Source organism: Arthrobacter sp. TE12231 (assembly GCF_054062895.1).
Genome location: NZ_JBSSFS010000001.1, coordinates 4,282,495 through 4,307,889, shown reverse-complemented (window position 1 = coordinate 4,307,889; position 25,395 = coordinate 4,282,495). Strand labels below are relative to the sequence as shown.

Below are 25,395 nucleotides of genomic sequence, written 5' to 3'. Positions count from 1 at the left end.
CGGGGCGTATAGCTCAGGCGGTTAGAGCGCTTCGCTGATAACGAAGAGGTCCCAGGTTCAAGTCCTGGTACGCCCACGGAACCTGTACTGGTTCTGATAGAGGTTAGTGAAGGTTCGTCGATGACTGGACCGGAACGGGGTGCGTGTGAAGAAGTTGCTGGTTATCGCAGCCACGGTCGCAGGCGTCTTCCTCTACCGGAAGGTGCAGGAATCCGAAGCCCGGAAAGTAGTTTGGAGCAACTCAACCGATACGGTTGATTAGCCCGGACCCAGGGATGGAAGCTGCATCAGCTCTCCGGAACTAGGGTATGATTGACGGGTTGCTTCTTATGGGGGCATGGCGCAATTGGTAGCGCACCTGCTTTGCAAGCAGGGGGTTCGGGGTTCGAGTCCCCGTGCCTCCACCATGAGAAAAGTCCCGGATCGCGGAAACGCGGTCCGGGACTTTTTGCATATCCGGGCAAGGGCGCCTGCCTGCAGACTCACTCCTTCGGCTTGGCGTAGTCCGACATCCCTTGCCAGTCGATGTACACATAGGGTTCGTCGCCGAGGACCCAAGCGTCGTGACCCGGCGGGATGACCCCGAAGTCGCCGGGACCGAATTCGATTTCTTCGCCGTCGTCCATGACGACTTTCAGGCGGCCCGAGACGGTGTAGCCCTTGTGGGCAACCATGCAGCTGTCCGTTTGGGCGATCGGCTTGACGTGCTGGGACCACTTCCAGCCCGGCAGGAAGGTCGCTCGCGCCACCGGTCCGGCGTCGAGGTTGACGAGGTCCACCTGACCCATGCCTTCGGCAACGGGGCGTGTTTCTTCCGGCTGGTCCAGGCTCTTGCGGATCATTGACGCCATGTTGGTCTCCTTCTTTGGTAATGGTGAGACCGGACTGTGAGACCGCGATTTAAGACTGGCACCGCGGTATGTACGGGTCAAGGAGTAGCGGACGGAAGGGCCGCCGCCGTCGGTCCCACTAGTGTGGGAGCGTGAACTTTTTACTTGCTGCCGTCGGGGTGCTTGGTGTGGCTTCGTCGGGGCCGCTCATTGCGGCCACGCTGGGTGCCACATCGGTCAGTGCCCTCGCCATCGCCTTCTGGCGCAACGCGATTGGGGCCGTCGTCATGGCTGGTCCCGTGCTGGTCCGCAACCCGCGCCAGTTCGGCAGAGTGACCGGAGCTGAGTTCCGCTGGTCGCTCGCCGCGGCGGTGGCTCTGGCGCTGCATTTTGCCTGCTTCATCACCTCGCTGCAGCTGACATCGGTTGCGGCGGCGACGGCGCTGGTGTGCCTGCAATCGGGCTGGATCGCAGTTTTCCAGATGTTCCGGGGCGTTCGGCACCCGTGGCCGGTCCTCGTGGGGCTGGGGATCGCGTTCGCCGGCGTCGTGACGATTACCGGCTTCGACATGGGCACTTCTCCGCAGGCGCTCCTGGGTGATCTCCTGGCGGTGGCCGGCGGCGCCCTGGCGGGCATGTACACGCTTGCCGGAGGCAAAGCCCGGCAGACCATGGGAACCGGCATCTATACGACGCTCTGCTATGGCATGTGCGCCGCGATTGTGGCGGGGATGGCGTTGTTGGCCGGACAGCCGCTGGCAGGGTTCGAGGCGGCTGGCTGGCTGGGGATCCTTGCCGTCACTGTGTGCGCCCAGCTCGTGGGGCACACAGCGTTCAACCACCTGCTGGCGACGATGAGCCCGCTGCTCGTATCAATGATCATCCTGCTGGAAATTCCGGGTGCGGCGCTCTTGGCTGCCGCGTTCCTTGGCGAGACGCTGCCGGCCGGGACCTATGCCGGACTGGCGATGATCCTGGTGGGGCTCGCCGTCGTCGTTCTGGGGCAGCGCAGGTCACGGCTGGCCCGGGGCGGCGCGGTGGTACCAGGCGGGGAGGGACCAGGCACTGAACGGCTGGCGGAGCTCGGCACGGACTAGACCGCGGCTATTGCTGGCGGTTCTTGGTAGCGCCTGTTGCTCGCGCCTATTGGCCACCGCGGCGGGCGGGCTGCGCGGTGTTGACGGTGTGAATGGCGCGGAGCAGCTTTGCCGGGAAGTAGACCGAGAAGAACACCACCATGGGCGCCTTCAGGGCCATCTTCTTGACGTTGTGGGCCTTGTAGGTGCGGTCAAAGCGCGTCACGTAGTAGCGGTAGTCGCGGGGTGAATCCTCGAGCCTCCGGGCGGACATGCCCGAGATCATCTGCGGCCAGTACTGGATCCGGAGATCGTGGTCCGCCAGGTGCAGCGAGAGGTCGATGTCCTCGTGCATTTCGTCCCGTTCGTCCCGGCAGGTGTCGGCCCGGATGGTTTCCCAGGCCGAACGGCGGAGGGCCATGTTGGAGCCGAAGAGGAAGTGATACTGGTGCTTGGCAAGCTTGAGCATCAGTTGTCGCATTTTGTCGTCGGCCTTGAGCCCGAAGCGGCGCATCGGCATGTCGTAGTAGACCACCGGACCCGTTGCGGCGTGCACCGAGTCGTCCGTGAAGGCATTCTGGACCTGCTCCACCCAGTCAGGCTCCAGCACGGAGTCGGCGTCGATCCTGCCGAGGATGTCGCCGGTAGCGTGGTCCAGACCGAAATTGCGTGTGGGAATGAGCCCCTGTGCGCTGTGCTGGCTGAGCAGGATGATGGGACTCTCCGGATACTCAAGCTGCATCTGGCGCACGATGTCCGCCGTGCGGTCTTTGGACAGATTGTCCACCACAATGATTTCGTGGGCAGGCACCGACTGGTAGACCGCGGCAATCAGACACTGCCGGATGACGCTTTCCTCGTTGTACGCCGGGATCACAATAGACACAGACGGCGGTGGAGCAGTAAGCAGGTCGTCCTGGGGTGATCTATGGGGTGACATCACCACAAATTTAGCATCTAGCCTGCAGGCTGAAGCCGGGCCGCGGCGCGGCCCGGCGCCGGACCGGGCGAAACAAAGGGAGGGATCCCGCCCCATGGCGGAATCCCTCCCTCGGTTCGGCTCAATGGCCTCGGCTCGGCCGGTGCTACTGGCCCGGCTTGTTCGAGCCGTTGTTCAGGTTGGACGCGATGTTGCGGACGGCGGTCTTGGCATCGGTGGCAACTTTGGTCGCAGCCGTTGTGGTGTCGTCGGCAACGTCCTTGGCCGCCTCCGTTGCATCGTCGGCCGCTGCAGCTGTCGCGTCGGCTGCCTCCGCAGAGGCATCAGCCGCGGCGTCGGCTGCCGCAACAGTGGCGGCGCCGGCCTTGTCGGCGGCGTCCTTGAGGGTCTCGTTGACGCTGCTGGCCGCGACAGGGGCCGGCGTTACCGGCGTCGGCACCTTCCAGGGGTCCTCCACCGGCTTGGAAGCCTTCCAGGCGGCAACACCGGCAGCAGCTGCGGCAGCGATGATGCCGAAGATCAGCAGCCCGCGGTGCTTGTGCTTGGGCTTCTGCGGCTTGGCGAGCTTCGCGCTGGCGGTCTTACCGGCCTCGGCGGCGGCGGCCTTGATGTTCTTTCCGGCAGCCTTGGCCTGCTTTTTGGTGACCTTGGCCTGCTCCTGGACGCTGCGGACGACGCCGGAGTCAACAAGCTTCTGCGCCACGGCGTCCACATGGGCCGGAGCATTCTCCAGCGTGCGGTGGACGGCCTCGGAAGCGTACCCGAGCTGGTCGGAAAGCTTGGGCAGGTACTCGACCACCACCCGGTCGCGTGCGCTGGCGATCACGGGGGACGCCTTGTCCACGGCTTCGTGCAGGCGCGGAGTCGCGCCCTCGGCGGCTTCGGTGATCTTCGGCGCAAGGTGGGCCAGGCTGTCCTGAAGGCGGGGGGTGACGGTGGCAACGCTGCCGGCCAGATTGTGGGCTGCCGACTTGAGCCCTTCCTGAATCTTGGGGGACGCGGTGTCCAGTCCATGCTGCAACCGGGGAACAGCCCAATTCACGGCCGCTTCAACCCGCGGTGCCGCCCAATCCTTGGCGTTGTCTACTCCGGTGCTGACTGACTGCTCAAGGTCACGGGCAATACGATCCGATTTCTTCACAACTACCTCCCGATTAATGTGACGGTTCTGCTGTTAGCCTACGTGTCTAGGAACGCACCGGCTATTCTTCAGGCCGATTTCCAGTGGATTTCACCCAGCGCGGAACTGACTGCGTGGCCCTATGCGCATGGACCCGTCATGGAAGAATAGGCCCCATGACTGCCAACGCAACCGCAAAAGCCACTATCCACACGAGCCTCGGCGACATCGTCGTCAACCTCTTTGGCAACCACGCGCCGAAGACCGTCGACAACTTCGTCGGACTGGCCACCGGTGAGAAGGCCTGGACCCACCCGGAAACGGGCGAGGACAAGACGGGCACGCCGCTCTACAACGGCACCATCTTCCACCGCATCATCAAGGACTTCATGATCCAGGCCGGCGATCCGCTGGGCCGCGGCACGGGTGGACCGGGCTACAAGTTCGACGACGAAATCCACCCGGAACTGACGTTCAACGAGCCGTACAAGCTGGCCATGGCCAACGCCGGCATCCAAATGGGCCGCGGCACCAACGGTTCGCAGTTCTTCATCACCACCATCCCCACGGGCTGGCTGCAGGGCAAGCACAGCATCTTCGGCGAGGTCGCCGATGACGAATCCAAGAAGGTCGTCGACGCGATCGAAGGCGTCCGCACCGGCATGGGCGACCGCCCCGTCGAGGACGTCACCATCAACAGCATTGATATCGAGAAGCTCTAACCCCACACCATGAGCTACGGAGTTCCGGCGGCAGAGCCGTCCGCGGAGATCCCGGTGTGCCCCAGGCACCCGGACCGGCCCGCCTATGTGCGCTGCCAGCGATGCGGGCGCCCTGCGTGCCCCGATTGCCAGCGGGCGGCCGCCGTCGGATTCCAATGCGTTGACTGCGTCAATGAAACCAAACGCACGACGCCGACCGTCAGGACCGTCTACGGCGGCGCCGCGACCATCGGCAAACCGGTAGTCACTTTCGTGATTATCGGGCTGTGCGCCCTTGTTTATGCCCTGCAGTGGATCGTCCCCAACGACGGGATCTACCAGCAGCTGGCATACGCCCCCGCCTTCACTGACAGCGAGCCGTGGCGGATGCTCACCTCGGCGTTCCTGCACTCCCAGGGATTCCTGCTCCACATCGTCCTGAACATGTACACGCTGTGGATTTTCGGCCAGATCCTTGAACCGCTGCTGGGCCATGTCCGCTTCCTGGCGATCTATCTGCTCTCCGCCGTCGGCGGCTCGGCCGGCTTCCTCCTGCTGACCCCGGTCTATCCCGTGAACGGCCCCGTTGGCCTCGTAGGAGCCTCCGGCGCCATCTTCGGCCTGTTCGGCGCCCTGCTGGTGGTCCAGCGGCAACGCGGCGGCGATATCCGCCAACTCCTGGTCCTGATCGCCATCAACGGCGTCATCGGATTCATGGTCCCCCAGATCGCGTGGCAGGCCCATCTTGGCGGCCTCGTCACCGGCGCCCTGAGCGCCGTCGTCATTGCCTACACTCCCCGCGGACCCCGGCAGACTCTGATCCAGGTGATCGGCCTCGCCGGCGTCCTGGCCCTGGTGATCGTCGTTTCAGCCGTCCGGATGGCCGGCGCCGCTTAAGTCGGGCCCGCCTCCACCACCTTTGCCGCCTACCCCGGCGGCGCCCTTTTGCCGTCCATCCCGTCTGCGCCCCGCCGTACTCGTGCCAATCCATCAGGGCGTGGTTCCGGGCAGTTTTGTCCGGGTGGCACTTCGACGTGAAAACGCCGCTCCCAGGCCGTCTATCGCCGTCTCCGGCCCGCAAAGTCGCCCCGGACGGCGCACCTCACCAGTCCTGCCGGCGCACCCTGACAGCCCTGCCGGCGCGACCCGGGTTCCCGTCTGCACCACCCGTCTGAACCCCCGGGGAAAACCCGTCCGATCTGCGGCGATGTCCCCGGCCGCGGGTGGAAGTTTTCCACAGGGGTTATCCACATTGTTAATAACTTACACGCGTGTAGTTCGTCCCGGGTTTCCCGATCTGAAGGCCACAGCTGGCGAATTTCCGGAAGCGTGGTGACGCCGTCCGATGGATCTCCACACCTGTGGATAACTTCTGTGGGTAGCCCTGTGAGTAAGTGGATAACTCTGTTTGTTCGCCGGGTCCGCTGCTTCGCCCTCCAACAATGCGTCCCCAGGAACTGCAGACGCGCTGGCGGCTTCCCGCCGGCCCGTCGCCCCGTGTCGCTGGATCGTGCGCCATCGCCGCAATGTGCAGCGGTGACGTCGTTTGATCCGGCCGCCCTTCAGGCCGCAAGCACCGCTGGCCGAGCCGAGGTCTTTCAACAGGGTTATTCACAGTGTTAATAACTTGATGCGCTTAGTAGCCACGCGAAGAAATCCGGCTCATGGCCCGCTAGCAAGGCATGCCGGTTCCCCGAGCCGGCGGTTATCCCCAGCTGTGGATAACTTGTGGGTAGAACACTGTTACTAAGTGGATAACTTATTCGTCGCACTCCGCCGGCCGGGACAGTCGCTTCTGGCGTGGCCTGGCACGGCCGCGGAGCACCGGACGGGACGGACGGCCGATCCACGGCACTTTTCCACAGGGAATCCACACTGTTAATAACTTACAGAGTTGTAATTCATGGCCCGGCGGAGATACCGCCGCCTCCGGGCTGGCCAGCTGCGGCCTTTTACCCGGGCTGGAAGGCGCGAATGAACGGAAACTTATGAACAATGTGGATAAGTTTCCCCAGACTTGTGCACAGCTGTGGATAAAGCCGGCTCGTGAAACCGGCGCTGCGCGGCACCGCGTCAGGCCGTCCCGCCGGACCGCGGCGTCAGTGCGGCCAGACGCCCGACGTTCCGCGCCGGTGGCTGTCCAGCAGGTGGGTATCCACCATGCCGATGGCTTCCATGAGCGCAAACATGGTGGTGGGTCCGACGAACGCGAAACCCTTCTTGCGCAGCGCCTTGGACAGCGCCACAGACTCGGCCGAGGTCGTGGGGACCTGATCCAGCGAATGCGGCCGGGGCGTGGTTGAGGGCTGAAAGGCCCAGACGAAGTCGACCAGGCCGCCGTCGTCCCGCAACGCCAGAGTGGCACTGGCGTTGGTGATCGTTGCCTGGATCTTGAGCCGGTTCCGGACAATGCCGGCATCGAGCATGAGCCGTTCCACATCGGCGTCGGTGAAGGACGCTACCGTCTCCGGGTGGAAGTTCTTGAATGCCGCACGGAAAGCGGGCCGCTTCCGCAGAATCGTCGCCCAGGACAGCCCGGCCTGGAACCCTTCGAGGCAGATTCGTTCGTAGAGACCTTGCTCATCCCGGACGGGCATTCCCCACTCGGTGTCGTAGTACTCACGCAGCATGGGATCCACGGCTGCCCACACAGGCCGCGCCAGTCCGTCGTCGCCAATAATTGAGCCGCTTACTGCCGGGGTCATCTGGAATCCTTCGCTGGGTTAATGCCGCTCCCAGCATTATCGGTCATAAGGACACGGCCGCCTGAAGCCTGGACAGCCGGGCGCTCGAGCGCCGGGATTAACGCTGATGGGCCGGTACACAGTGTGTACCGGCCCATCAGGGACATGCTCCGCGGAGGCGTGGTTCAGGAACGCCAGCGCGTGGTCATCAGGAAGCCGATGATCGCGATTCCGAACCCGACGACGATGTTCCACGAGGCCCAGGCCTGCACCGGGAAGGCGCCTTGAGTGATGTAGAACGTGATGATCCACAGCAGACCAACGATCATCAGGCCAAACATGACGGGCTTGAACCAGACCGGATTGGGCTTGTAGGCCGCAGCAGAAGTCTGCGGCGCCACACTGGTAGTCCTCTTACGCGGCTTCGAGACGGGCACTGATCCTCCTTGGCGGGCCGGAACAAGGGCGGCTTGGTATCGTGCAGGAGGTAAGCCCCCGGCGGCCAGCGCGCTCTTGGTCAAGTTTGAATTCTCGTTCGCAGTCAATTCTAGCTGTAGTTCAGGCCACACCGTTGACCCCCAATCGCCCACGAGGAGAACCCGTAGTGCTGCAGTTGAAGCAGGGATCCGGCCGGACCGGCTGCCGGCGGGGACTGTTCCGGCGCGGTGTCCGGATCGCAGGTGAACTGCTCATGACGGTCGGCGTCATTCTCCTGCTCTTCGTGGCGTGGCAGTTGTGGTGGACGAATGTAGCCTCCGACGCCCGGCAGCGCGACGTCGTTAGGGAATTCGCCCGTGGGACCGCAGTAGCCGCTCCCGCGGCGTTCGGCGTGCCGGAATCCGGCGGAGCCGCGCAGGACGTCGTGCCGGCGTCCGCCGCCGCTGAACCCGTCGTTGCCCCTGAACCAGAAGAGGGCGCGACGATCGGCATCATGTACGTTCCCCGGTTCGGTGCCGGATACACACGCCCCATCGTTCAGGGAACCACTCCGGCGCTGCTGGACACCCTTGGCATCGGGCACTACCAGGGCACCGCGATGCCGGGCGCGGCGGGAAACTTCGCGGTGGCCGGCCACCGGCAGACTCACGGCGCGGTCCTGGACAACATTGATGCCCTGGTGCCCGGGGACCGAATCTACGTCCAGACCCGCGAGGGCTACTATGTCTACGTGTTCCGGAACAGCCAGATAGTCCTGCCCTCGCGGACAGATGTACTGCTGCCGGTGCCGATGCAGCCGGGCGCAATAGCCACCGAGCGCTACCTGACTATGACGAGCTGCAATCCGCGCTTTGGCTCGCAGGAACGCTTTGTCGCCTACGCACTGCTGGAGCGGTGGCAACCTGTGTCGGCGGGTCCGCCGGCCGAAATCGCTCCCCAGGCGGCCCGCGCGGCCGGGGAAGGCTGAGGCATGTACAGCTGGCTATTCCGCCACCTTCCCGGGCCCTTGTGGCTCAGGATTGTGACGGCGCTGGTGCTTGCGGCCGGAGCACTGGTATTGATGGTTCAGTTCCTTTTTCCCTGGCTGGCGCAATTCACCCAGTTAACAGATTCAACGATTGGTTCAGCAAGGCACCCATGAGCACAACCAAGATCTTGGTCGTAGACAACTACGACAGCTTTGTCTACACCCTGGTGGGCTACCTCCAGGAGCTCGGCGCGGAGACCACGGTGGTCCGCAACGACGACGTCACGCTCGCCGAGGCGATCGAAATGGCCGAGGCACGCGACGGCGTGCTCATCTCCCCCGGCCCGGGGAATCCGGCCGAGGCCGGCGTCTGCATTGAGCTGATTAAATGGTGCGGCCGCCACGCAAAGCCCATGCTGGGCGTATGCCTGGGCCATCAGGCGCTGGCGGAGGCCTACGGGGGAATCGTGACGCACGCGCCCGAACTGATGCACGGTAAGACGTCCCTGGTCGAACACCACGGAACCAGTGTGTTTGCCGGGCTCCAGTCGCCCCTCACGGCCACCCGCTACCATTCACTGGCCGCTGTCCGCGAGAGCATCCCGGAGGTCCTGGAGATCACCGCGGAAACGGCCACCGGTGTTGTGATGGGTCTGCAGCACCGCACCGCCCCGCTGTGCGGTGTCCAGTTCCACCCGGAATCAGTCCTGACCGAAGGCGGCTACCAGATGCTCGGCAACTGGCTCGAGTCGCTGGGCATGGCTGGCGCCGCCGAACGGGCAGCGGACCTGAGCCCGCTCATCAAGCACTGACCCGTCAGGGACAACCTAGGTAGGAAACAGCCCGGGTTAGGGGAACAACCCGTTCAGGACGGCGTCCTCCTTGGACGCGGTCTTGGTGGGACTCGGCGTGGGCGTCGGTGTGGGAGCTGGCGCCGGAGCCGGCGCCTTCGCCACCGTCACCGTGATGGTCTTGCCCTGTTCCACGAGCGAATCCGCGGCATCAGCCTGCCCTGTCACCTTGCCCGGAGCCACCTGGGAATTCTCCACTTCGGTGGCATTGAGCTTCAAGCCCTGGGCCGTCAGGGCCGCCTCCGCGTCCGCCAGGGGCAGCCCGATCAGCTGCGGCACGGCAACCTTCCCGGTCGAGACGACGATTTCGACGGCGTCCCCCACGGCCACCACCTGGCCAGGGGCCGGGTTGGTGGTGATGACGATGCCGGCCGGGACCGTGGGGTTGTTGGATGTCTTGGTGGTGAGGGAACCGGTCAGTCCCTCTTGGTGCAGGAGGTCGCGGGCCGCCGCCTCCGTCCGGCCGGGCAGGTCCGTCGGAATGGCGATGGTGCTGGGGCCTTCGGAGATGTTCAGGATGATGTCCGAGTTGGCTTCCAGGGAACTTCCCGAGGACGGCACCGTACCAATTGCAGTCCCCTTCGGGATGGTGTCGTGCTGCAGCCGTTTGAGCTGCGGCTTGAATCCGGCGTTATAGAGCCTCTGCAGAGCCTCTGATTCCGTCAAGGACGTCACGGTGGGTATCAGGACCTTGGTCGCCTGTGGCGGGCTTTGGTTCATGAGGTTGTATAGCCACAGGCCGCCCCCGGCCAGCACCAGCATCGTGAGGACCACCAGGGTCGCGATCCAGGTGCGGCGGCGGGATTTCTGCCGCGGCGTGCGTTCGCGTTCGACCGGCAGCGCCAGGGGCAGGCTGCCGGTGTCCGCGGTGCCGTACAGTTCGGTGCCGGCAGGCTGCAGCATGTGATCGTCCAGGGGCGCTTCCTCGGCGGGCCGCAGCCGGCCGCCGGGGGACTCGTCCAGGAACTTGGCCCCGGTCAGCGAGAAGGCTGCCGTGGGCGCCAGCGGGTCTTGACGGGAAACGGCGTTGGTGGGGTCGGTTGGGGCCTCACTGGCCGCCGGCGCGGTTACCGCTACACCGTTGCGCGCGGCCCGCAGGGCCCGCCGGAAGGCAGCCGCGTCCTGGAAACGGTCCGCGCGGTTCTTCTGCAGCGCCTTCATCAGCACGCTGTCCAGCGCGTCGGAGACCTCAGGGTTGAGGCTGCTGGCCGGCTCAGGGATTTCACGGACATGCTGGTACGCCACAGAGACCGGGCTGTCCCCGATGAACGGCGGTCGGCCGGTCAGCATTTCATACAGGAGGCATCCGGCGGAGTAGAGATCGCTACGTGCGTCGACCGTTTCGCCGCGGGCCTGTTCCGGAGACAGGTACTGGGCCGTGCCCACCACAGCCTGCGTCTGCGTCATAGTTGCCGAGGAGTCCGCAATGGCGCGGGCGATCCCGAAGTCCATGACCTTCACGCTGTTCGATTCCGGGCAGAACATCACGTTGGCGGGTTTGATGTCGCGGTGCACGATTCCGGCCTTGTGGCTGTAATCGAGGGCGGACAGGACACCCAGGGTGAAGTCGATGGCCTGATCGATGGTGACTTCCTTGGCCCGGACCAGGTCACGAATGGTTTTGCCGGAGACGAATTCCATCACGATGTAGGGCACCCGGACGTTGTCTTCGCGGTCACCGGGGACCGCATGGTCCCCGGTGTCGAAGACAGCCACGATCGAGGGATGGTTGAGCGCGGCGACGGCCTGGGCCTCGCGCTTGAACCGGGCCTGGAACTGGGGATCCCGGGCCAGGTCCGGGCGCAGCAGTTTGACGGCGACAGTGCGTCCCAGCCGGGTATCGACACCGCGGAACACGTCCGCCATGCCGCCGCGGCCGATCAGCTCACCCAGCTCATAGCGTCCGCTGAGGACGCGCTGCGTGTTCACAGGGCGATCCTCCCTGTGCGACGGTGTGCGGGGTGTGTTGTTCATGATTTCTTAGGGTGCGGACTTGGTAGGTGAAGGCGTTGCGGCCGAGGCCTTGGCGAGGTGGTAGGTCACGACGCTCCCGGAGGCCACCTTGCTCCCGGACGCGGGGTCCGAGCTCACAAAGGTTCCCGGGTCTTCCTTCTTGTTCGTGGGGCTGACGTCGGCTCCCTTGGCCCAGCGCAGTCCGGCGTTCTGGATGGCCTGCTGGACTTCGGCCTCGCTGGCGCCTGCCGGAATGGACGGGACGGCGACCATTTCCGGCCCCTTGGAGTAGCTCACGGTGATGGTGGTCCCGGGCTGGACCGGACCGGAGGGGTCAATATTGGTGACGGTACCCGGCGTCGCGTCGTTGAAGACCTCGGCGCCGGTGACTTGGAGCCCCTTGCCGACCAGCTCGTTGCGGACGTCGGCGTAGGGGCGCCCCAGGTAGGCGTCCGGGATCAGGTTGATGGCTGCCGGGGTGGACTCGGTGGGCGTCGCGGAAGAGGGAGTGGGGGTGGGGGTCTCGGAGGGCGACGCGGACGACGGCGAGGGGCTGGCGCTGCTCGGCTTCACGCTGTTGGACGTGGGGGCACTTGTGACCGGCGCCTGTGAGGGAAAGAGGTTACCGGCCTGGCTGATGACCACACCGGCCAGGGCGAAAACCACCAGCAGGATCAGCGCAATCAGCGGCCAGGTCCACGGGCTGCGCTTGCGGCGCTGCGGTTCCTCGGCGTGTTCGTCTTCCTCGTCGTACTCTGCTTCGTCCTGCACCCAGTTGCGCTCGGCGGCCAGGGCGTCGGCGCGGTTGAGCGCGTTGCGTGCCCCGTAGCCGCTGGCTGCTGCCGCGCCGGCCGCAAGGCCTGCCGCCGCGCCGGCACCGGCGGCGCCGACGACGGGCAGCGCGGAGGTTGCCGACGTCGACCTGTCCTCCGCGGCGCTGGAGGCAATGACGCTGGTGGCTGCCGTGGGGAGATCGACCGGGGCCGTGATGGGCCCGGTTGCCGCGTCGAAGAGGAGCATGCCCGGAACAGCTGCGTGGGCCGCCGCGATGTCACCGTTGCGGATGGCCTCGGCCGCCTCGGACAGCTTGATGGCATCAGCAGGGCGGTTCTTCGGATCCTTGGCCAGCATGGACATCAGGAGCGCCCGGACGGGCCGGGGCAGTGTCTCCGGCAGCGGCGGCGGCGCATCATTGACCTGGGCCAGCGCGATGGCGATCTGGGACTCCCCGGAGAACGGCCGGTGGCCCGTGAGGCACTCGTAGCCGATCACGCCGAGGGAGTAGATATCCGAGGCTCCGGTGGCCGTCTGCCCCGTGGCCTGTTCCGGTGCCAGGTACTGGGCGGTGCCCATCACCTGACCGGTCTGAGTCAGCGGAACCTGGTCGGCCAGGCGGGCGATGCCGAAGTCGGTGACCTTGACGCGGCCGTCCGGGGTGATGAGCAGGTTTCCCGGCTTGATGTCGCGGTGCACGAGGCCCTGCGCATGGGCGACAGCGAGGGCACGCGCCGTCTGCGCCATCATCGAGAGGGTCCGGTCCGGGGAGAGGACCTGCTCGTGTTCGATGATGCTGCTCAACGGCTGGCCCGGTACCAGTTCCATGACGAGGTAGGCGGAGCCCTCTTCCTCGCCGTAATCGAAGACGTTGGCGATGCCCACGTGGTTCAGGAGCGCGGTATGGCGTGCCTCGGCGCGGAACCGCTGCAGGAACCCGGGATCACCCGTGTATTCCTCCTTGAGCACCTTGATGGCGACAATGCGGCCAAGGATCAGGTCTTTGGCTTTCCAGACTTCTCCCATGCCGCCGATCGCAATGCGTGTGGTCAGCTGGAATCTGCCGCCGAGGGTGATTCCTGAAGTAGGCCTCACTTATTCAACACCGCCTCAAAAATCTTCTTCGCGTTCGGACTGGTTAGGTTTGCGCCGGTGGTGATGTCTACGCCTTCCATGACGATGGTGACAGCCACCTGCGGGTCATTCGCCGGGGCAAACCCGGTGAACCATGAGTTGTTCAAGCCGTTGCCGAGTTCCGCGGTTCCGGTCTTGCCGGCCACCTGGACGCCGGGCACGGCCGCCCGCTTGGCGATGCCGTCGTCAACGACGCTGACCATCCACTCGTTGATCTGCCGCGCGATCTCCGGCGTGGTGGAGGTGCGCAGGGCCTGCGGCTTCGGCTCGCTGATAGTCCGCAGGTCCGGGGCGCGTACGGCCTTGATCAGGCTCGGCTGCATCTGCACGCCGTCGTTGGCGATCGCGGCCGTCATCGTGTTGATCTGGAGCGGGGTGGCCCGGACATCCCGCTGGCCGATCGAGGACTGCGCCAGTCCTGCGTCGTCCAGCGGATCGCTCGGGAAAAAGCTCGGCGCCGAGTCCAGCTTCAACTGGTCGCCGAAGTCCTGCCCGAAGCCGAACTTTGACGCCTGGTCCCCGATGGCCTGCTGGCCCAGGTCCAGCGCGATGCTGGCGAACGGGGTGTTGCAGGACTGCTGCAGGGCAAACGCGAACGACGCCGTGCTGCGGGTGTAGCAGTTGCCTCCCGCATAGTTGGGGAGCTTGTATTCGATGCCCGGGAACGACATCTCCGCCGGGTTAGGCAGGACACTGTCCTTGTTGTACTTGCCCGACTTCAGCGCCGCAGCGGTGTCGATGAGCTTGAACACCGATCCGGGCGCCAGCAATGCCCCGGTGGGGCCGCTGACGTTCTGGTTCAGGTTGATCCCGGGGATCTGGTTGAGCTCGTTGTAGTTGGACTGCTCGGCCACCGGATCCTGTGTGGCAATCAGGTTGGGGTCATAAGAGGGCTTGGAGACCATGGCCAGGATCGCGCCGGTCTTCGGGTTGGTGACCACGATGGAACCACGCTGGCCGTCCGGGATGAGGTCGTAGGCAAGCTTTTGGATCTTGGGGTCCAGTGTCAGCTCCACGGACGCGCCCTTGGGCTGGTTGCCGAGGAACAACTGGCCAACCCGGTCCAGGAACTGCTGGTCCGAGCTGCCGGCCAGCACGTCGTTCATCGACTTCTCAAGGCCAGTGAGGCCGTAGTTCTTGGAGAAGTATCCGGTGACTCCCGCGTAGAGCTCGGGCTGGGAGTAGGTCCGCTGGAATTTGCAGCTTTCCGTGGCAGGCACGGATTCTGCCACCGGGGTGCCGCCGACAATGATGGCGCCGCGGTCGTTGCAGTAGTTCTGCAGGATGGCGCGCCTGTTCCAGGCGTTGGCTTGGAGCTCGTCTGCGCCGACCACCTGCACGTAGCTGAGCGCGCCGAAGATCAGCACGAACATCGCGATGGCGGCGATCCATGAATTGCGGATGGCCTGGTTCATAGCTGTTTCACCGCCTCGGTGGGTGCGAAGGGACTGGCTTGGGGAGCGGGAGCGCTGGAAGGCTCCGCGGGGAGGTTCTTTCCGGCGCCTGGTTCCTGGCCGGGTGGCAGCGGCGTCGTATCGACCGGCCGGCGCGCGGTGTGCGAGATCATTAGCAGCAGGCCCACGATGATCCAGTTCGCCAGGAGGGAGGATCCGCCGGCGGCGAGGAACGGCGTCGTGAGTCCGGTCAGCGGGATCAGGCGCGTGACGCCGCCAATCACCACAAAGCACTGCAGCGCGATCGCGAAGGAAAGTCCGGTGGCCAGCAGCTTGCCGAAGGCGTCGCGCGTGCCCAGCGCGGCGCGGAAGCCCCGGGTGAACAGCAGCAGGTACATCAGGACGATCGCGAAGACGCCGATCAGCCCGAGTTCCTCACCGAATGAGGCGATGATCATGTCGCTGTTGGCGAACGGGACGAGGTTGGGGCGGCCCTGGCCGAGGCCGGTGCCGACCAGGCCGCCGTTGGCCATGCCAAACAGGCCTTCGACGATTTGGAGGCTGCCGCCGAACTCCCGGCCGTAGACCTCAGGGGTAAAGGCATTGAGCCAGCCGTCGATCCGCAGGGCGACGTGGGAGAACGCCTTGGCTGCCACGAAGCCGCCTACCACCATCAGGACGAGTCCGATGATGACCCAGCTGATGCGGCTCGTCGCGACGTAGATCATGACGAGGAACAGGCCGAAGAACAGGATCGAGGTGCCGAGGTCGCGCTGGAAGACGAGCACACCGATGCTTACGAGCCAGGCCGTGATCATCGGTCCCATGTCTTTGAACCGCGGGAACTGCACCGGGCCGATCTTGCGGCCGGCCAGCAGGATCAGGTCCCGGTTTGAGGAAAGGTACCCGGCAAAGAATATGGCGAGTGTGATCTTGGCGATTTCACCCGGCTGGAAGGTCATGGAACCGATCTTGATCCAGACGCTCGCGCCCAGGACTTCTCCGGCCGAGATGCCCGGAACCAGCGGCATGACGAGGAGCGCCGCACTGACGGCCAGCGAAATATAGGTGAAGCGGCGCAGGATCCGGTGGTCCTTGAGGAACCAAATGACGGCGATCGCGACCGCCATGGCCACCAGGGTCCAGCGGAGCTGGTTGTTGCCGGTGTCTTCGCCCACCCTGTCCAGCCGGTGGATCATGGCAAGGCCCAGCCCGTTGAGAGCGACCACGAGCGGAAGTATTACTGGATCGGCATATTTTGCGCGGATCCGCAGCACCACGTGGAAGGCCAATGCGGCTGCCGCCAGGAGGCCGGACTGGAACCAGAAGTCAGTGTCGAACGCTTTTTGCCGGTCCACGCCTACGAGGGCCTGGGCGCCGATCCCGACGGCGAGGGCCAGGACCAGAAGGACAAGCTCCACGTTCCGTCGCGGCTTGGGCACGGGGTCGATGGGTGTCATTTGGCCCCCTCACAGTTCGTTGTCGGAGCGGGGGACGCCGAAGGCTTGGCCGCTCCCGGCGCAGCTGTAGCCCCGGGTGTCGCGGTGGCGCCCGGCGAGGCCTTGGCTCCGGGGGTGGCACTGGCGCCGGCCGTCACGGAGGGGGACGGCGTGAGGCACTCATCGGCCGGGGCTGTGGTACCGGTGCGCTCAAGGTTCTTGACGATCCGCTGTGCGTCGTAGAGATCTCGGGCAGGCACCGTCTGGCGGACCCGCTGCTGCGAGAATTCCGGAAGGTCGGACATCTTAATATCGGTCACCGCTTCGAGAGTGGAAAGCTGGATGGGTCCCAGGCGCTGGGAGACCCCGTTGAAGATGGCCACATGCTGATCGTGCTCGCCGATGTAGTAACGCGTCTGGGTCCAGGCGTAGCCAAGCCAGAGCCCGATTGCCAGCAGCGCGACGATGGCGGCGGCAATGGACACCGTGAGCCAGCGGCGCGGCCGCCCGGCAGCCTTGAATTCTTCGGTGTCCTCGCGGGTCTGTTCCGACTTGTGCGTGAGGACCGTGGCCGCGCGCCGGGCCACGGTGCGTCCGGCGATCGACGGAATGGACCCTGATTCCGCCGCTGCGGCGGCGGCTCCAACAAGTTCGTGCGGACGGGTGGAGAGCTCTTCGCGCAGGACTTCGGCCGAGAGATGTTCGCCCAGATGCGGGTCCGTAGTGGTCTCGGGTTCTTTGTTGCCAGCCGTCTTGTCCGCTTCCTTGCCTTCGGACGCGGGGGCGGGGGCCTGCTTGCCCGTCGCGGCCGGGGACCCGCCAGCGGGTCCAGCGGCGCCGGCGTCGTTCTTCTTCACGGGCTCGCCGGGGGACTTCGCCGCACCGACGGCACTGCCGGCCAGTGCTCCGGGCAACGCGGCGGCTGAAGGCCCGGCGCCGGGGGCTGCCGGCGCGGGGACGACGTCGACGGCGGCGGTCCGGACGTCGTCGGGCGTCTGCTCGCCGATGTCCAGCACCACAACGGTCACGTTGTCCGGGGCGCCGGCTTCCAGGGTCAGTTCAATGAGCAGGTCGGCGCATTCGTTGAGGTCCTTGGTTTCCCGAACCGTGCGCTCCACGACATGGCCCGCCACGTAGTTCAAACCGTCCGAGCACAGCAGCCAGCGTTCCCCGGGCTGGACGGCGAGGGTATCAAGGTCCAGCTCAGGGCTGGCATCGACGTCGCCCAGGACCCGCATGAGGACATTCTTGTGCGGATGCGTTTCGGCTTCTTCGGGCCGCAGGCGGCCTTCGTCGATGAGGCGCTGGACAAAGGTGTGGTCGATGCTGACCTGTTCCCACTCGCCGTTGCGCAGCCGGTAGGCCCGGGAGTCTCCGATGTGGGCGAAATGAAGCTTGCCCTCAGCGAGCAACAGGGCGGTGACTGTGGTGCCCATCCCGGCGAGCTTCGGATTGATATGGACCAGTTCGGACAGCAGGGAGTTTGCGGTCTGGATTTCGTCGGCCAGGACAGTGCCGGCGTCGCTGTCGTAGTCATCATGATCCAGGTGGATCATGTCCAGGACGGTCGCTGCCGAGGCGACATCGCCGCCGGCGTGGCCGCCCATGCCGTCGGCGACGACGGCGAGGTGCCGGCCCGCGTAGGCAGAGTCGTCGTTCTTGGCGCGCACACGGCCGACGTCCGAACGCGCGGCGTAGCGCATGATGAGTGGCCGCTTCGGGGCAGTTGCCTTGCCTTCGGCCCTGTCTGCGGGAAGATCCGGGGCAGCCATGGCTACGGCCTCAATTCAATGACCGTCTTGCCGATTCTCACGGGGACGCCCAGCTCCACCGGGAGGGCCCGGGTCAGCTGCTGGTCTGCCAGATACGTGCCATTCGTGGAGCCGAGGTCCTCGATGAACCAGCGGCTGCCCTGCGGGAACAGGCGGGCGTGGCGGCCCGAGGCATAGTCATCCTCCAGGACAAGGGTGGCTTCCTGCGCCCGGCCCAAGAGGATGGGGCTCGCCGCCAGCGGGAGCGTGGTGCCCTTGAGCGGACCCTCTGTCACCACGAGCTGGCGTGCCTGCTGCTTGACGGGTGCGGGCGGGGGCTCGGCCAGGGATGGGTTCTTGCGCACCTGCCGTGCCGTGGGGGCTCCGGCCGCTGCCTTGCGGCCGATCATCAGATCCCGGCGCATGGCCGAGACGATGCCGAAGATCAGCACCCACAGGAGGATAAGAAACCCGAAACGCAGGGCCGTAATGGTCAGTTCGCTCATGCGCGTCCGCCTGTTGTGGCGGGCAGTAGGCGGAAAATGATTTTGGTCCGTCCCATCGTGATTGTGGCGCCGTCAGTAAGTTCCGAACTGCCCACGATCTTTTGGCCGTTGACATAGCTGCCGTTCGTGGAGCCGAGATCGATCGCCTGGGCCGAACCCGGCCCCGTCCGGATTTCCAGGTGGCGGCGCGAAACACCGGTGTCGTCAATGAGGATGTCTGCGTCCGAGGACCGTCCGAGGACGATCGACGGCGCGTTGAGAGAATAGCGCTGCCCGTCGATGTCAAGCACGGGTTGAAGCTGCGCGGGCTGGCGGGTTGGAGCGGCCGGCACATTGCCGTGAACTCCCGGATGGGCCGGGACGGAAGGTGCAGTGGCCTTTTCGGTCCGCGAGGTGATGTCGAAATTTCCGGCGCGCTGCTCCTCATCGCGGCGGAAACTGATCCGGACCGGTCCCTGGAGGGTATAGCCCTGGCTGCGGACGTGGTTGATGACGACGTCGCACAGTTCTTCCGCAAGCGGGGTGCCCCATTCCTGGGCGCGCTGGAAATCGTCGGGGCTGAGGAGAACATCAAAAACGTTGGGGGCCAGCGTGCGTCCCGCGGCAATGGTGATGGCCTTGTTGTCCACTTCGCCACGGAGCCGGCTTGCGATTTCGACAGGCTCAACCTGGGCGCGAGAGCCGGTGGAGAAGACGCCGCGGACGGCCTTTTCGATGCCGCGCTCGACTTTGTCCAGCAATCCCATGGTCCTTCTCCTTTCCTGATGGCTGCCGGGCAGCGTTCGTTCCGGAACTCGGTTTCCAACTTTTGCGAGCCCGCTGTCCGCGGACACTCCTACATCAGATACTACTGGGCGTGTCTGGGAATGGCCTCAATGGACGCCCCCGGTGCGACGCCGAAAACAGCCCCGGCCACGCCCTGAAGTGCGGGGACATCCCCGGTGCGGCCGTCCCGGCGGTACCCGCCGCGGGCCAGGCAGCAGGGCGCCCGGACCTCGGAATACACCCGGAACGGCCACCCATCCGGCCCGATTGGTGTTTTCCCGCAATTGTCCGTTATGCTTGATCTCGCTGCTTTTACGAGGTTGGCGGTCCGGGAAACCGGCCCTATCCGAGTGGAAGAAGTTGCGCGCGAGTGGCGGAACGGCAGACGCGCTGGCTTCAGGTGCCAGTGTCCGAAAGGGCGTGGGGGTTCAAATCCCCCCTCGCGCACGCAATCGTAAGAACCCCGGTCTTCGGACCGGGGTTCTTTCGTTTAACCCACGCGGCCGGAATCACCGATCCACGAAGCTGGACGGGCCAATGGCGTCGGGGCTTCCCCACCTTCAGAGGCTTGGGGCCGCGTGTTGCGCCGAACCGCCGGCGTTTGGCGGTCCCCTGGCGTTGAAGGTGGGGAAACTCTAACCCGCTACGCGGTCCGCAGCGCCCCGAGTCCGGCCAGGAGTGCCTCGAGTCCCAGGCTGAAAGCGACGTCGGCCGGTTTTTCATGGCTGTCCTCGGCCAGGCGCTGGACGGCGGAGGTGAAATTCGGCGTCGAGGACGCCATGCTGCCGGAATCGAAGATGTCCGCCGGCGCCGTGGCGTCGTAGGCCGAGCCAAAGATGAAGGACTCGAGCGCCACGATGGCCGGAATGATGCGCTCTTGCGGGAAGCCCGCGCGGCTGAAGCCGGCGCTGACGGCCTCATACATGGCAAGCGTCCTGGGCGCATCGGCGACGGGCAGTACGGCGATGACAGGGATCAGGGGCGTGTGCTTGGAGAACACGTCGCGGTAGCTCCAGGCCCAGTCCCGCACGGCCTGCTCCCAGGGCCCGGACTCGAACGCGGCGACGTCCACGAACGAGGTCAGGTGGTCCTGGACCAGGACCAGGACGTCCCGCTTGGAGGAGACATGGTTGTACAGCGCAGACGGCGCAACGTTGAGGGTTCTCGCCAGAGCCGCCATGGTGAAGCCGTCGTAGCCGCTCTTGCCGATCAGCTGCAGGGCTGCCAACGTGATGCCCGCCTGGTCCAGCACGGCCGCGGCCGGCCGGCCCACGCGGCGGCGCGGATTGGTAGCGGAGCTGTGCGGATCCGCGGGGGCGCTGGTTGCTGCCGTCATTCCGGGCCTTTCTGCTCAGCTTGGCTGGCGGTTTCGGATGTTCCCATTCTGCTCCCACTTTACGGGCGAAATTTTCTTTAGCCGGGGGGTCTTCCCCAATCCGGCAGAAAGTCCTATCATCATAAATGAACGTCATTCATTTAGTGGTCCGCATCACCTAAGCGGCCACGGGGAGGAATCATCATGCTGGAACTTGACCGCGACGTCGTCATCGTCGGAGCAGGCCCGTCCGGGCTGACCGCCGCACGCCAACTGAAGAAGGCCGGACTGAGCGTCGCAGTGCTCGAGGCGCGGGACCGCGTCGGCGGCCGGACCTGGACCGACACCATCGACGGCGCCATGCTCGAAATCGGCGGCCAGTGGGTTTCGCCGGATCAGACGGCGCTTCTGGCGCTGATCGAAGATCTTGGACTGCAGACGTACTCCCGCTACCGCGACGGCAAGTCCGTCTACATCGGCGCGGACGGCAAGCGCACCCTCTACACCGGTGAGACCTTCCCGGTCAGCGAAACCACGGCCGCCGAAATGGACAAGCTCACGGCCCTGCTGGACTCCCTGGCCGCGGAAATCGGTCCCGAGGAGCCGTGGGCACACCCCAAGGCCCGCGAGCTGGACACCATTTCCTTCCACCACTGGCTGCGGGAGAATTCCTCAGATGAGGAAGCCTGCAACAACATCGGCCTGTTCATCGCCGGCGGCATGCTGACCAAGCCCGCCCACGCCTTCTCCGCCCTGCAGGCCGTCCTGATGGCAGCCTCCGCCGGGTCCTTCACCAATCTCACGGATGAGGACTTCATCCTGGACAAGCGGGTTGTCGGCGGGATGCAGCAGGTTTCGCTGCTGCAGGCGGCGGAACTGGGGGACGACGTCGTCCTGGACAGCCCGGTCCGCACCATCAACTGGGCCGAAGACGCGAGCGGCGCACACCGTGTCACGGCCGTTTCCGAACGGGCCATCGTGAACGCCCGCTTCGTCATCATGGCCGTGCCGCCGAACCTCTACTCCCGGGTGTCCTTCAACCCGCCGCTGCCCCGCCGCCAGCACCAGATGCACCAGCACCAGTCGCTGGGCCTGGTCATCAAGGTTCACGCCGTCTACAGCACGCCGTTCTGGCGTGAAGACGGCCTCTCCGGCACCGCGTTCGGCGCCGGCGCCCTGGTGCAGGAGGTCTACGACAACACGAACCACGAGGACCCCCGCGGCACGCTGGTGGGCTTCGTCTCGGACGAGAAAGCCGACGCCATGTTCGAGCTCAGCGCAGAGGACCGCCGCCGTGCCATCCTCGAATCGATCGCGTCCTTCCTCGGCGAGAAGGCCCTGGATCCCGAGGTCTACTACGAGTCCGACTGGGGCTCGGAGGAATGGACCCGCGGTGCCTACGCCGCGAGCTACGACCTCGGCGGCCTGCACCGTTACGGCAAGGACCAGCTCAAGCCGGTCGGTCCGATCTACTGGTCCTCCTCCGACCTCGCGGCCGAGGGCTACCAGCATGTCGACGGCGCCGTGCGGATGGGGCAGATCACGGCGGCACGGATCGTCGCCGCCGCGGACCGCGCGTCCGTCACCTCTTAAAAATCGCCCAACAGTCCTGTTCAGTTCAGTAAGGAGAGCGGCCGGATGCGTTACGTAGTGGGGTACTCAGCCAATGCCAGAGGCCACGATGCGGTCAATCTGGCCGTTTCCCTGGCTCTCGGGCGCGGAGCGAGCCTGGAACTTGTGCTGGTTGTTCCCGAAGTTCAGCAGTTCGGGGCCGCCCACGCACCCAGGGTCGGATTCGAGCACCTGCTCAATGAGCAGGCGCAGGAGTGGCTGGACCAGGCGCTGGCACTGGTTCCGGCCGGTGTCCCGGCCCGGGCCCACGTCCGCAGCGGCGATTCCGACGCCCACGCGCTCATCGCGGCCGCCGAGGAGTTCGGGGCGGACCTGCTCATCATCGGTGCCACCAGCAGCGGGATCTTCAAGCGGTTCTCGATCGGGTCGGTGGCCAGCGCCCTCCTCCACGCATCCACCGTTCCGGTGGCCCTGGCACCGCATGGCTACCACCGGCAGGAGGCCCTGACCCGGATCAGCTGCGGGCTCGGCACCCGGGCGGGCGCCGAGAAGCTGCTCGATTTCGCCCTCGGCATGGCCACGAACCGGGACGTCCCGCTGCGCGTGGTGTCTCTTCTGGCGCTCGACGGCGGCGATGCTGCCGGTGCCGCCAGCGCCGCCGAAGCGGCCCGGGAGTACGCGACGAAGCACCTTGCCGCCGCCCTGCCCGGTGGCGAGCAGGACGTCCGGGAGGAACCGAAGACGGAAGTCGTCGTCGCGCAGGGCCGCAGCATCGAGGAAGCGGTGGACCGACTGGACTGGGAAGACGGCGAGGTCCTGTTGATCGGATCGAGCAGGCTTGCCACGAGCCGGTCCATCTTCCTCGGCAGCACGGCCAACCGCATTCTGCGCGCCCTGCCGGTGCCGATGATTGTGGTCCCGAGTGACTATGAACTCAAGCAGATGAACCATTCAGCGTCGAATGACGTCCCCCGAGAGGCACAAAAATGAGCGCCGACCACGCGATGTCCAATACGTCGCAAACCGGACAGCACCCCGGACAGAACCCCGAAGACCAGCACGGACTCAGCGAGAAGGGCCTGAAAGCAGGCTCGGTGGGCCTGATTGGCGCCGTTGTGATCGGCGTTTCCTGCATCGCCCCGGCGTATACCTTGACGGCGGCCCTGGGCCCCACCGTCGCCGAGGTCGGCGTGCACCTGCCGGCGATCTTCCTGGTGGGCTTCGTCCCGATGCTGCTCGTGGCGTTCGGCTACCGCGAGCTGAACAACGCCATGCCCGACGCCGGCACCTCCTTCACGTGGGCCTCGCGGGCCTTTGGCCCGTGGCTTGGCTGGATGGGCGGCTGGGGGCTCGTTGCGGCGACCATCATCGTGCTCTCGAATCTGGCCGCCGTCGCGGTGGACTTCTTCTACCTGATGCTGGGGCAGATCTTCGGCAATCCGGACCTCGCCGATCTCACCAAGAACCTGCCGCTGAATATCGCCACCACGCTGGTGTTCATTACGCTCGCGTGCTGGATCTCGTACCGCGGCATGGAAACCACCAAGACGGTCCAGTACGTGCTCGTGGGATTCCAGCTACTGGTGCTCGGCTGGTTCGCCGTGGCTGCGTTCAGCCACGTCGCCAACGGAACCGCTTTTGACGCCACGGCCATCGCGCCGGACTGGTTCAACCCCTTCGCGGTCGAATCCTTTTCCGCCTTTGCCGCCGGCGTTTCGCTGTCCATCTTCATTTACTGGGGCTGGGACGTCACGCTGACCATGAATGAGGAGACCAAGAACCCGGAAAAGACCCCGGGCCGCGCCGCTACCGTCACCGTGCTGGTCATCGTGATCATCTACATGACCGTTGCCCTGGCCACGCTGTCGTACGCCGGAATCGGTACGGAAGGCCTGGGCGCCGGCAACCCGGAGAACCAGGGCAGCATCTTCGCCGTCCTCGCGGGACCCGTGATGGGCCCCTTCGCCATCCTGATGTCCCTGGCCATCCTCAGCAGCTCGGCCGCGTCACTGCAGTCCACCTTCGTCTCGCCCGCGCGGACCCTGCTGTCGATGGGCCACTACAAGGCCCTTCCGAAGAAGTTCAGCAGGATCAGCCCCACGCACAAGTCGCCGAGCTATGCCACGATCGCCTCGGCCGTGGCGGCCGCCGCGTTTTACGTCATTACCCGCACGACGTCGGAGAACGCGCTGTGGGACACCATCACGGCCCTGGGCATGATGATCTGCTTCTACTACGGCATCACCGCGCTGGCCTGTGTCTGGTTCTTCCGCGCCGAGGCGTTCAGCGGAGCGCATGCGTTCTTCTTCAAGTTCCTCGCGCCCCTCCTGGGCGGCGTCATCCTGCTGGTCATGTTCTTTAAGACCGCCTACGACTCCATGGATCCGGCATACGGTTCAGGCTCCTCGATCGGCGGTCTGGGACTGGTCTTCATCCTTGGCATGGGCGTCATCCTGCTGGGCGTGGTGCTCATGCTGGTCATGGCCAAGGTGCGGCCCGAGTTCTTCAAGGGCGAGGTCCTGTCCCGGGGAAATTGAGTCCGCGGCCTGTTCCGGTCAGAGAGGTCCCCATCCGGCAGCCCTTGGAAAGTAAGCACACTTACCAATAAGCTGTCCGGAGGGGGACCTTCCTCCGTGGAACGAGAACGAGGTGAGAGCATGTCGGATGCCGCCAGCATCAGTAAAGTCACGGACATCATCAACGATTCGCACATCGGAATGTTCACCACCATCAGCGAAGAAGGCGCGCTCGTCAGCCGGCCGCTGGCCGTCCAGGAGGTCAAGGACGACGGCGACATGTGGTTCTTCACGTCGGCGACCACCTCGCAGGTGGCCCACATCCGGGCGAACCCGGCCGTGAACGTTTCCTTCGGCAAGCGCACCGAATGGGTCTCCGTTGCCGGGACCGCCGAAGTCGTGACCGACCTGCAGCTGATCCATGACATGTGGAACCAGGTGGTGGAGGCCTGGTTCCCGGACGGACCGGACACCCCGGAGGTGGTTCTGCTGCACGTCGACTCGGACTCCGCCGAGTACTGGACCAGCCCGGGCGGCACAGCGGCCACCGCGCTGCAGTGGATCAAGTCCAAGGTCACCAACGGCCGCATGAGCGTCGGCGAGAGCGCAACCGTAGAGCTGTAGCGTGCCGGACCGGGCCGGCGGGGAATCCGGGCTGCTGCCGGCCGA

At 65.5% G+C, this 25,395-nt stretch carries 23 protein-coding genes and 3 tRNA genes; 13 read left to right on the top strand and 13 right to left on the bottom strand.

Translation table 11 applies throughout. The features are described 5' to 3' along the window. The first annotated feature begins 2 nt into the window (after positions 1-2). From ACVWYS_RS19340 to ACVWYS_RS19330, 3 genes are all read left to right on the top strand, one after another. Positions 3-76: transfer RNA gene (locus ACVWYS_RS19340), tRNA-Ile, on the top strand. 63 nt (positions 77-139) lie between these two features. After that, a complete protein-coding gene (locus ACVWYS_RS19335; protein WP_456507891.1) occupies positions 140-262 on the top strand; it encodes a DLW-39 family protein in 123 nt (40 codons plus the stop codon). A gap of 69 nt (positions 263-331) precedes the next feature. Further along, a tRNA-Ala gene (locus ACVWYS_RS19330) sits at positions 332-407 on the top strand. Positions 408-482: 75 nt separating this feature from the next. Here ACVWYS_RS19330 and ACVWYS_RS19325 read toward each other — a convergent pair. Then, positions 483-851: a cupin domain-containing protein gene (locus ACVWYS_RS19325; RefSeq protein ID WP_091248561.1), complete on the bottom strand. Its 369-nt coding sequence runs from the start codon at positions 849-851 to the stop codon at positions 483-485. Between the two features lie 131 nt (positions 852-982). Here ACVWYS_RS19325 and ACVWYS_RS19320 point away from each other — a divergent pair, with 131 nt between their 5' ends. After that, positions 983-1,927, top strand: coding sequence for a DMT family transporter (locus ACVWYS_RS19320; RefSeq protein ID WP_456507890.1), 945 nt, complete (start codon positions 983-985; stop codon positions 1,925-1,927). A gap of 46 nt (positions 1,928-1,973) precedes the next feature. Here the strand turns inward: ACVWYS_RS19320 and ACVWYS_RS19315 are convergent, their stop codons facing one another. Together ACVWYS_RS19315 and ACVWYS_RS19310 are read right to left on the bottom strand one after the other, a co-directional pair. Next, on the bottom strand, positions 1,974-2,846 hold the full coding sequence (locus ACVWYS_RS19315) for a glycosyltransferase (protein ID WP_116766340.1): 873 nt from the start codon (positions 2,844-2,846) through the stop codon (positions 1,974-1,976). Positions 2,847-2,991: 145 nt separating this feature from the next. Further along, complete coding sequence (locus tag ACVWYS_RS19310; protein WP_456507889.1) at positions 2,992-3,987, bottom strand: hypothetical protein; 996 nt, start codon at positions 3,985-3,987, stop codon at positions 2,992-2,994. 155 nt (positions 3,988-4,142) lie between these two features. On the opposite strand from ACVWYS_RS19310, the gene ACVWYS_RS19305 reads away from it, so the two are divergent. Then, positions 4,143-4,688, top strand: a complete 546-nt coding sequence (locus ACVWYS_RS19305; protein ID WP_116766342.1) for a peptidylprolyl isomerase — start codon at positions 4,143-4,145, stop codon at positions 4,686-4,688. Between the two features lie 9 nt (positions 4,689-4,697). Next, on the top strand, positions 4,698-5,564 hold the full coding sequence (locus ACVWYS_RS19300) for a rhomboid family intramembrane serine protease (RefSeq protein WP_116766343.1): 867 nt from the start codon (positions 4,698-4,700) through the stop codon (positions 5,562-5,564). 1,202 nt (positions 5,565-6,766) lie between these two features. Here ACVWYS_RS19300 and ACVWYS_RS19295 read toward each other — a convergent pair. Both ACVWYS_RS19295 and ACVWYS_RS19290 read right to left on the bottom strand, forming a co-directional pair. After that, positions 6,767-7,372, bottom strand: coding sequence for a DNA-3-methyladenine glycosylase I (locus tag ACVWYS_RS19295; protein ID WP_116766344.1), 606 nt, complete (start codon positions 7,370-7,372; stop codon positions 6,767-6,769). A 164-nt stretch (positions 7,373-7,536) separates the two neighbouring features. Next, on the bottom strand, positions 7,537-7,788 hold the full coding sequence (locus tag ACVWYS_RS19290; RefSeq protein ID WP_116766345.1) for a cell division protein CrgA: 252 nt from the start codon (positions 7,786-7,788) through the stop codon (positions 7,537-7,539). Positions 7,789-7,955: 167 nt separating this feature from the next. Here ACVWYS_RS19290 and ACVWYS_RS19285 point away from each other — a divergent pair, with 167 nt between their 5' ends. Both ACVWYS_RS19285 and ACVWYS_RS19280 read left to right on the top strand, forming a co-directional pair. Then, positions 7,956-8,756 (top strand): class E sortase, encoded by an 801-nt coding sequence (locus tag ACVWYS_RS19285; RefSeq protein WP_456507888.1) that lies wholly within the window; start codon positions 7,956-7,958, stop codon positions 8,754-8,756. Between the two features lie 170 nt (positions 8,757-8,926). Then, the gene (locus ACVWYS_RS19280; protein WP_116766346.1) at positions 8,927-9,568 is read left to right on the top strand and encodes an anthranilate synthase component II; all 642 of its coding nucleotides are present in this window, start codon (positions 8,927-8,929) and stop codon (positions 9,566-9,568) included. 36 nt (positions 9,569-9,604) lie between these two features. Here ACVWYS_RS19280 and pknB read toward each other — a convergent pair whose 3' ends face one another. Genes pknB through ACVWYS_RS19245 form a run of 7 tightly spaced genes read right to left on the bottom strand, consistent with a single transcriptional unit; the run spans position 9,605 to position 19,304 of the window. After that, entirely contained in the window at positions 9,605-11,581 is a 1,977-nt protein-coding gene (gene pknB / locus ACVWYS_RS19275) for a Stk1 family PASTA domain-containing Ser/Thr kinase (RefSeq protein ID WP_456507887.1), read from the bottom strand. A 6-nt stretch (positions 11,582-11,587) separates the two neighbouring features. Then, positions 11,588-13,429: a protein kinase domain-containing protein gene (locus tag ACVWYS_RS19270; RefSeq protein WP_456507886.1), complete on the bottom strand. Its 1,842-nt coding sequence runs from the start codon at positions 13,427-13,429 to the stop codon at positions 11,588-11,590. Continuing rightward, on the bottom strand, positions 13,426-14,883 hold the full coding sequence (locus tag ACVWYS_RS19265) for a peptidoglycan D,D-transpeptidase FtsI family protein (protein ID WP_456507885.1): 1,458 nt from the start codon (positions 14,881-14,883) through the stop codon (positions 13,426-13,428). Before ACVWYS_RS19265 ends, ACVWYS_RS19270 begins: the two co-directional genes overlap by 4 nt. Beyond that, positions 14,880-16,322 carry an FtsW/RodA/SpoVE family cell cycle protein gene (locus ACVWYS_RS19260; protein WP_456507884.1) on the bottom strand — a complete coding sequence of 481 codons (1,443 nt, stop codon included), beginning with the start codon at positions 16,320-16,322 and terminating at the stop codon, positions 14,880-14,882. Before ACVWYS_RS19260 ends, ACVWYS_RS19265 begins: the two co-directional genes overlap by 4 nt. Then, positions 16,319-18,073 carry a PP2C family protein-serine/threonine phosphatase gene (locus ACVWYS_RS19255; RefSeq protein WP_456507883.1) on the bottom strand — a complete coding sequence of 585 codons (1,755 nt, stop codon included), beginning with the start codon at positions 18,071-18,073 and terminating at the stop codon, positions 16,319-16,321. Before ACVWYS_RS19255 ends, ACVWYS_RS19260 begins: the two co-directional genes overlap by 4 nt. Before the next feature lie 2 nt (positions 18,074-18,075). Beyond that, on the bottom strand, positions 18,076-18,558 hold the full coding sequence (locus tag ACVWYS_RS19250) for an FHA domain-containing protein FhaB/FipA (RefSeq protein ID WP_116766351.1): 483 nt from the start codon (positions 18,556-18,558) through the stop codon (positions 18,076-18,078). After that, positions 18,555-19,304, bottom strand: a complete 750-nt coding sequence (locus tag ACVWYS_RS19245; protein ID WP_116766352.1) for an FhaA domain-containing protein — start codon at positions 19,302-19,304, stop codon at positions 18,555-18,557. Before ACVWYS_RS19245 ends, ACVWYS_RS19250 begins: the two co-directional genes overlap by 4 nt. A 383-nt stretch (positions 19,305-19,687) precedes the next feature. On the opposite strand from ACVWYS_RS19245, the gene ACVWYS_RS19240 reads away from it, so the two are divergent. Continuing rightward, a tRNA-Leu gene (locus tag ACVWYS_RS19240) sits at positions 19,688-19,770 on the top strand. Positions 19,771-19,966: 196 nt separating this feature from the next. On the opposite strand, the gene ACVWYS_RS19235 is transcribed toward ACVWYS_RS19240, so the two are convergent. Next, entirely contained in the window at positions 19,967-20,659 is a 693-nt protein-coding gene (locus ACVWYS_RS19235) for a TetR/AcrR family transcriptional regulator (RefSeq protein ID WP_116766353.1), read from the bottom strand. A 183-nt stretch (positions 20,660-20,842) separates the two neighbouring features. Between ACVWYS_RS19235 and ACVWYS_RS19230 the strand changes: the two genes are divergently transcribed. The 4 genes from ACVWYS_RS19230 to ACVWYS_RS19215 all read left to right on the top strand — a co-directional run bounded on the left by ACVWYS_RS19230 (position 20,843) and on the right by ACVWYS_RS19215 (position 25,350). Then, positions 20,843-22,231 (top strand): flavin monoamine oxidase family protein, encoded by a 1,389-nt coding sequence (locus tag ACVWYS_RS19230; protein ID WP_344365017.1) that lies wholly within the window; start codon positions 20,843-20,845, stop codon positions 22,229-22,231. Positions 22,232-22,276: 45 nt separating this feature from the next. Then, positions 22,277-23,200, top strand: a complete 924-nt coding sequence (locus ACVWYS_RS19225; protein WP_116766355.1) for a universal stress protein — start codon at positions 22,277-22,279, stop codon at positions 23,198-23,200. A 14-nt stretch (positions 23,201-23,214) separates the two neighbouring features. Beyond that, positions 23,215-24,747 (top strand): APC family permease, encoded by a 1,533-nt coding sequence (locus ACVWYS_RS19220; protein WP_456509099.1) that lies wholly within the window; start codon positions 23,215-23,217, stop codon positions 24,745-24,747. A gap of 120 nt (positions 24,748-24,867) precedes the next feature. Beyond that, complete coding sequence (locus ACVWYS_RS19215) at positions 24,868-25,350, top strand: pyridoxamine 5'-phosphate oxidase family protein (RefSeq protein WP_456507882.1); 483 nt, start codon at positions 24,868-24,870, stop codon at positions 25,348-25,350. The last annotated feature ends 45 nt before the right edge of the window (positions 25,351-25,395 follow it).

What these genes read in the sequence shown, in the direction of transcription:
- ACVWYS_RS19295 (WP_116766344.1), bottom strand. Translation starts at nt 7,372, where the DNA reads ATGACCCCGGCAGTAAGCGGCTCAATTATTGGCGACGACGGACTGGCG.
- ACVWYS_RS19280 (WP_116766346.1), top strand. Translation starts at nt 8,927, where the DNA reads ATGAGCACAACCAAGATCTTGGTCGTAGACAACTACGACAGCTTTGTC.
- ACVWYS_RS19250 (WP_116766351.1), bottom strand. Translation starts at nt 18,558, where the DNA reads ATGAGCGAACTGACCATTACGGCCCTGCGTTTCGGGTTTCTTATCCTC.
- ACVWYS_RS19260 (WP_456507884.1), bottom strand. Translation starts at nt 16,322, where the DNA reads ATGACACCCATCGACCCCGTGCCCAAGCCGCGACGGAACGTGGAGCTT.
- ACVWYS_RS19235 (WP_116766353.1), bottom strand. Translation starts at nt 20,659, where the DNA reads ATGACGGCAGCAACCAGCGCCCCCGCGGATCCGCACAGCTCCGCTACC.
- ACVWYS_RS19215 (WP_456507882.1), top strand. Translation starts at nt 24,868, where the DNA reads ATGTCGGATGCCGCCAGCATCAGTAAAGTCACGGACATCATCAACGAT.
- ACVWYS_RS19315 (WP_116766340.1), bottom strand. Translation starts at nt 2,846, where the DNA reads ATGTCACCCCATAGATCACCCCAGGACGACCTGCTTACTGCTCCACCG.
- ACVWYS_RS19230 (WP_344365017.1), top strand. Translation starts at nt 20,843, where the DNA reads ATGCTGGAACTTGACCGCGACGTCGTCATCGTCGGAGCAGGCCCGTCC.
- ACVWYS_RS19300 (WP_116766343.1), top strand. Translation starts at nt 4,698, where the DNA reads ATGAGCTACGGAGTTCCGGCGGCAGAGCCGTCCGCGGAGATCCCGGTG.
- ACVWYS_RS19245 (WP_116766352.1), bottom strand. Translation starts at nt 19,304, where the DNA reads ATGGGATTGCTGGACAAAGTCGAGCGCGGCATCGAAAAGGCCGTCCGC.
- ACVWYS_RS19265 (WP_456507885.1), bottom strand. Translation starts at nt 14,883, where the DNA reads ATGAACCAGGCCATCCGCAATTCATGGATCGCCGCCATCGCGATGTTC.
- ACVWYS_RS19220 (WP_456509099.1), top strand. Translation starts at nt 23,215, where the DNA reads ATGTCCAATACGTCGCAAACCGGACAGCACCCCGGACAGAACCCCGAA.
- ACVWYS_RS19225 (WP_116766355.1), top strand. Translation starts at nt 22,277, where the DNA reads ATGCGTTACGTAGTGGGGTACTCAGCCAATGCCAGAGGCCACGATGCG.
- ACVWYS_RS19325 (WP_091248561.1), bottom strand. Translation starts at nt 851, where the DNA reads ATGGCGTCAATGATCCGCAAGAGCCTGGACCAGCCGGAAGAAACACGC.
- pknB (WP_456507887.1), bottom strand. Translation starts at nt 11,581, where the DNA reads ATGAACAACACACCCCGCACACCGTCGCACAGGGAGGATCGCCCTGTG.
- ACVWYS_RS19255 (WP_456507883.1), bottom strand. Translation starts at nt 18,073, where the DNA reads ATGGCTGCCCCGGATCTTCCCGCAGACAGGGCCGAAGGCAAGGCAACT.
- ACVWYS_RS19305 (WP_116766342.1), top strand. Translation starts at nt 4,143, where the DNA reads ATGACTGCCAACGCAACCGCAAAAGCCACTATCCACACGAGCCTCGGC.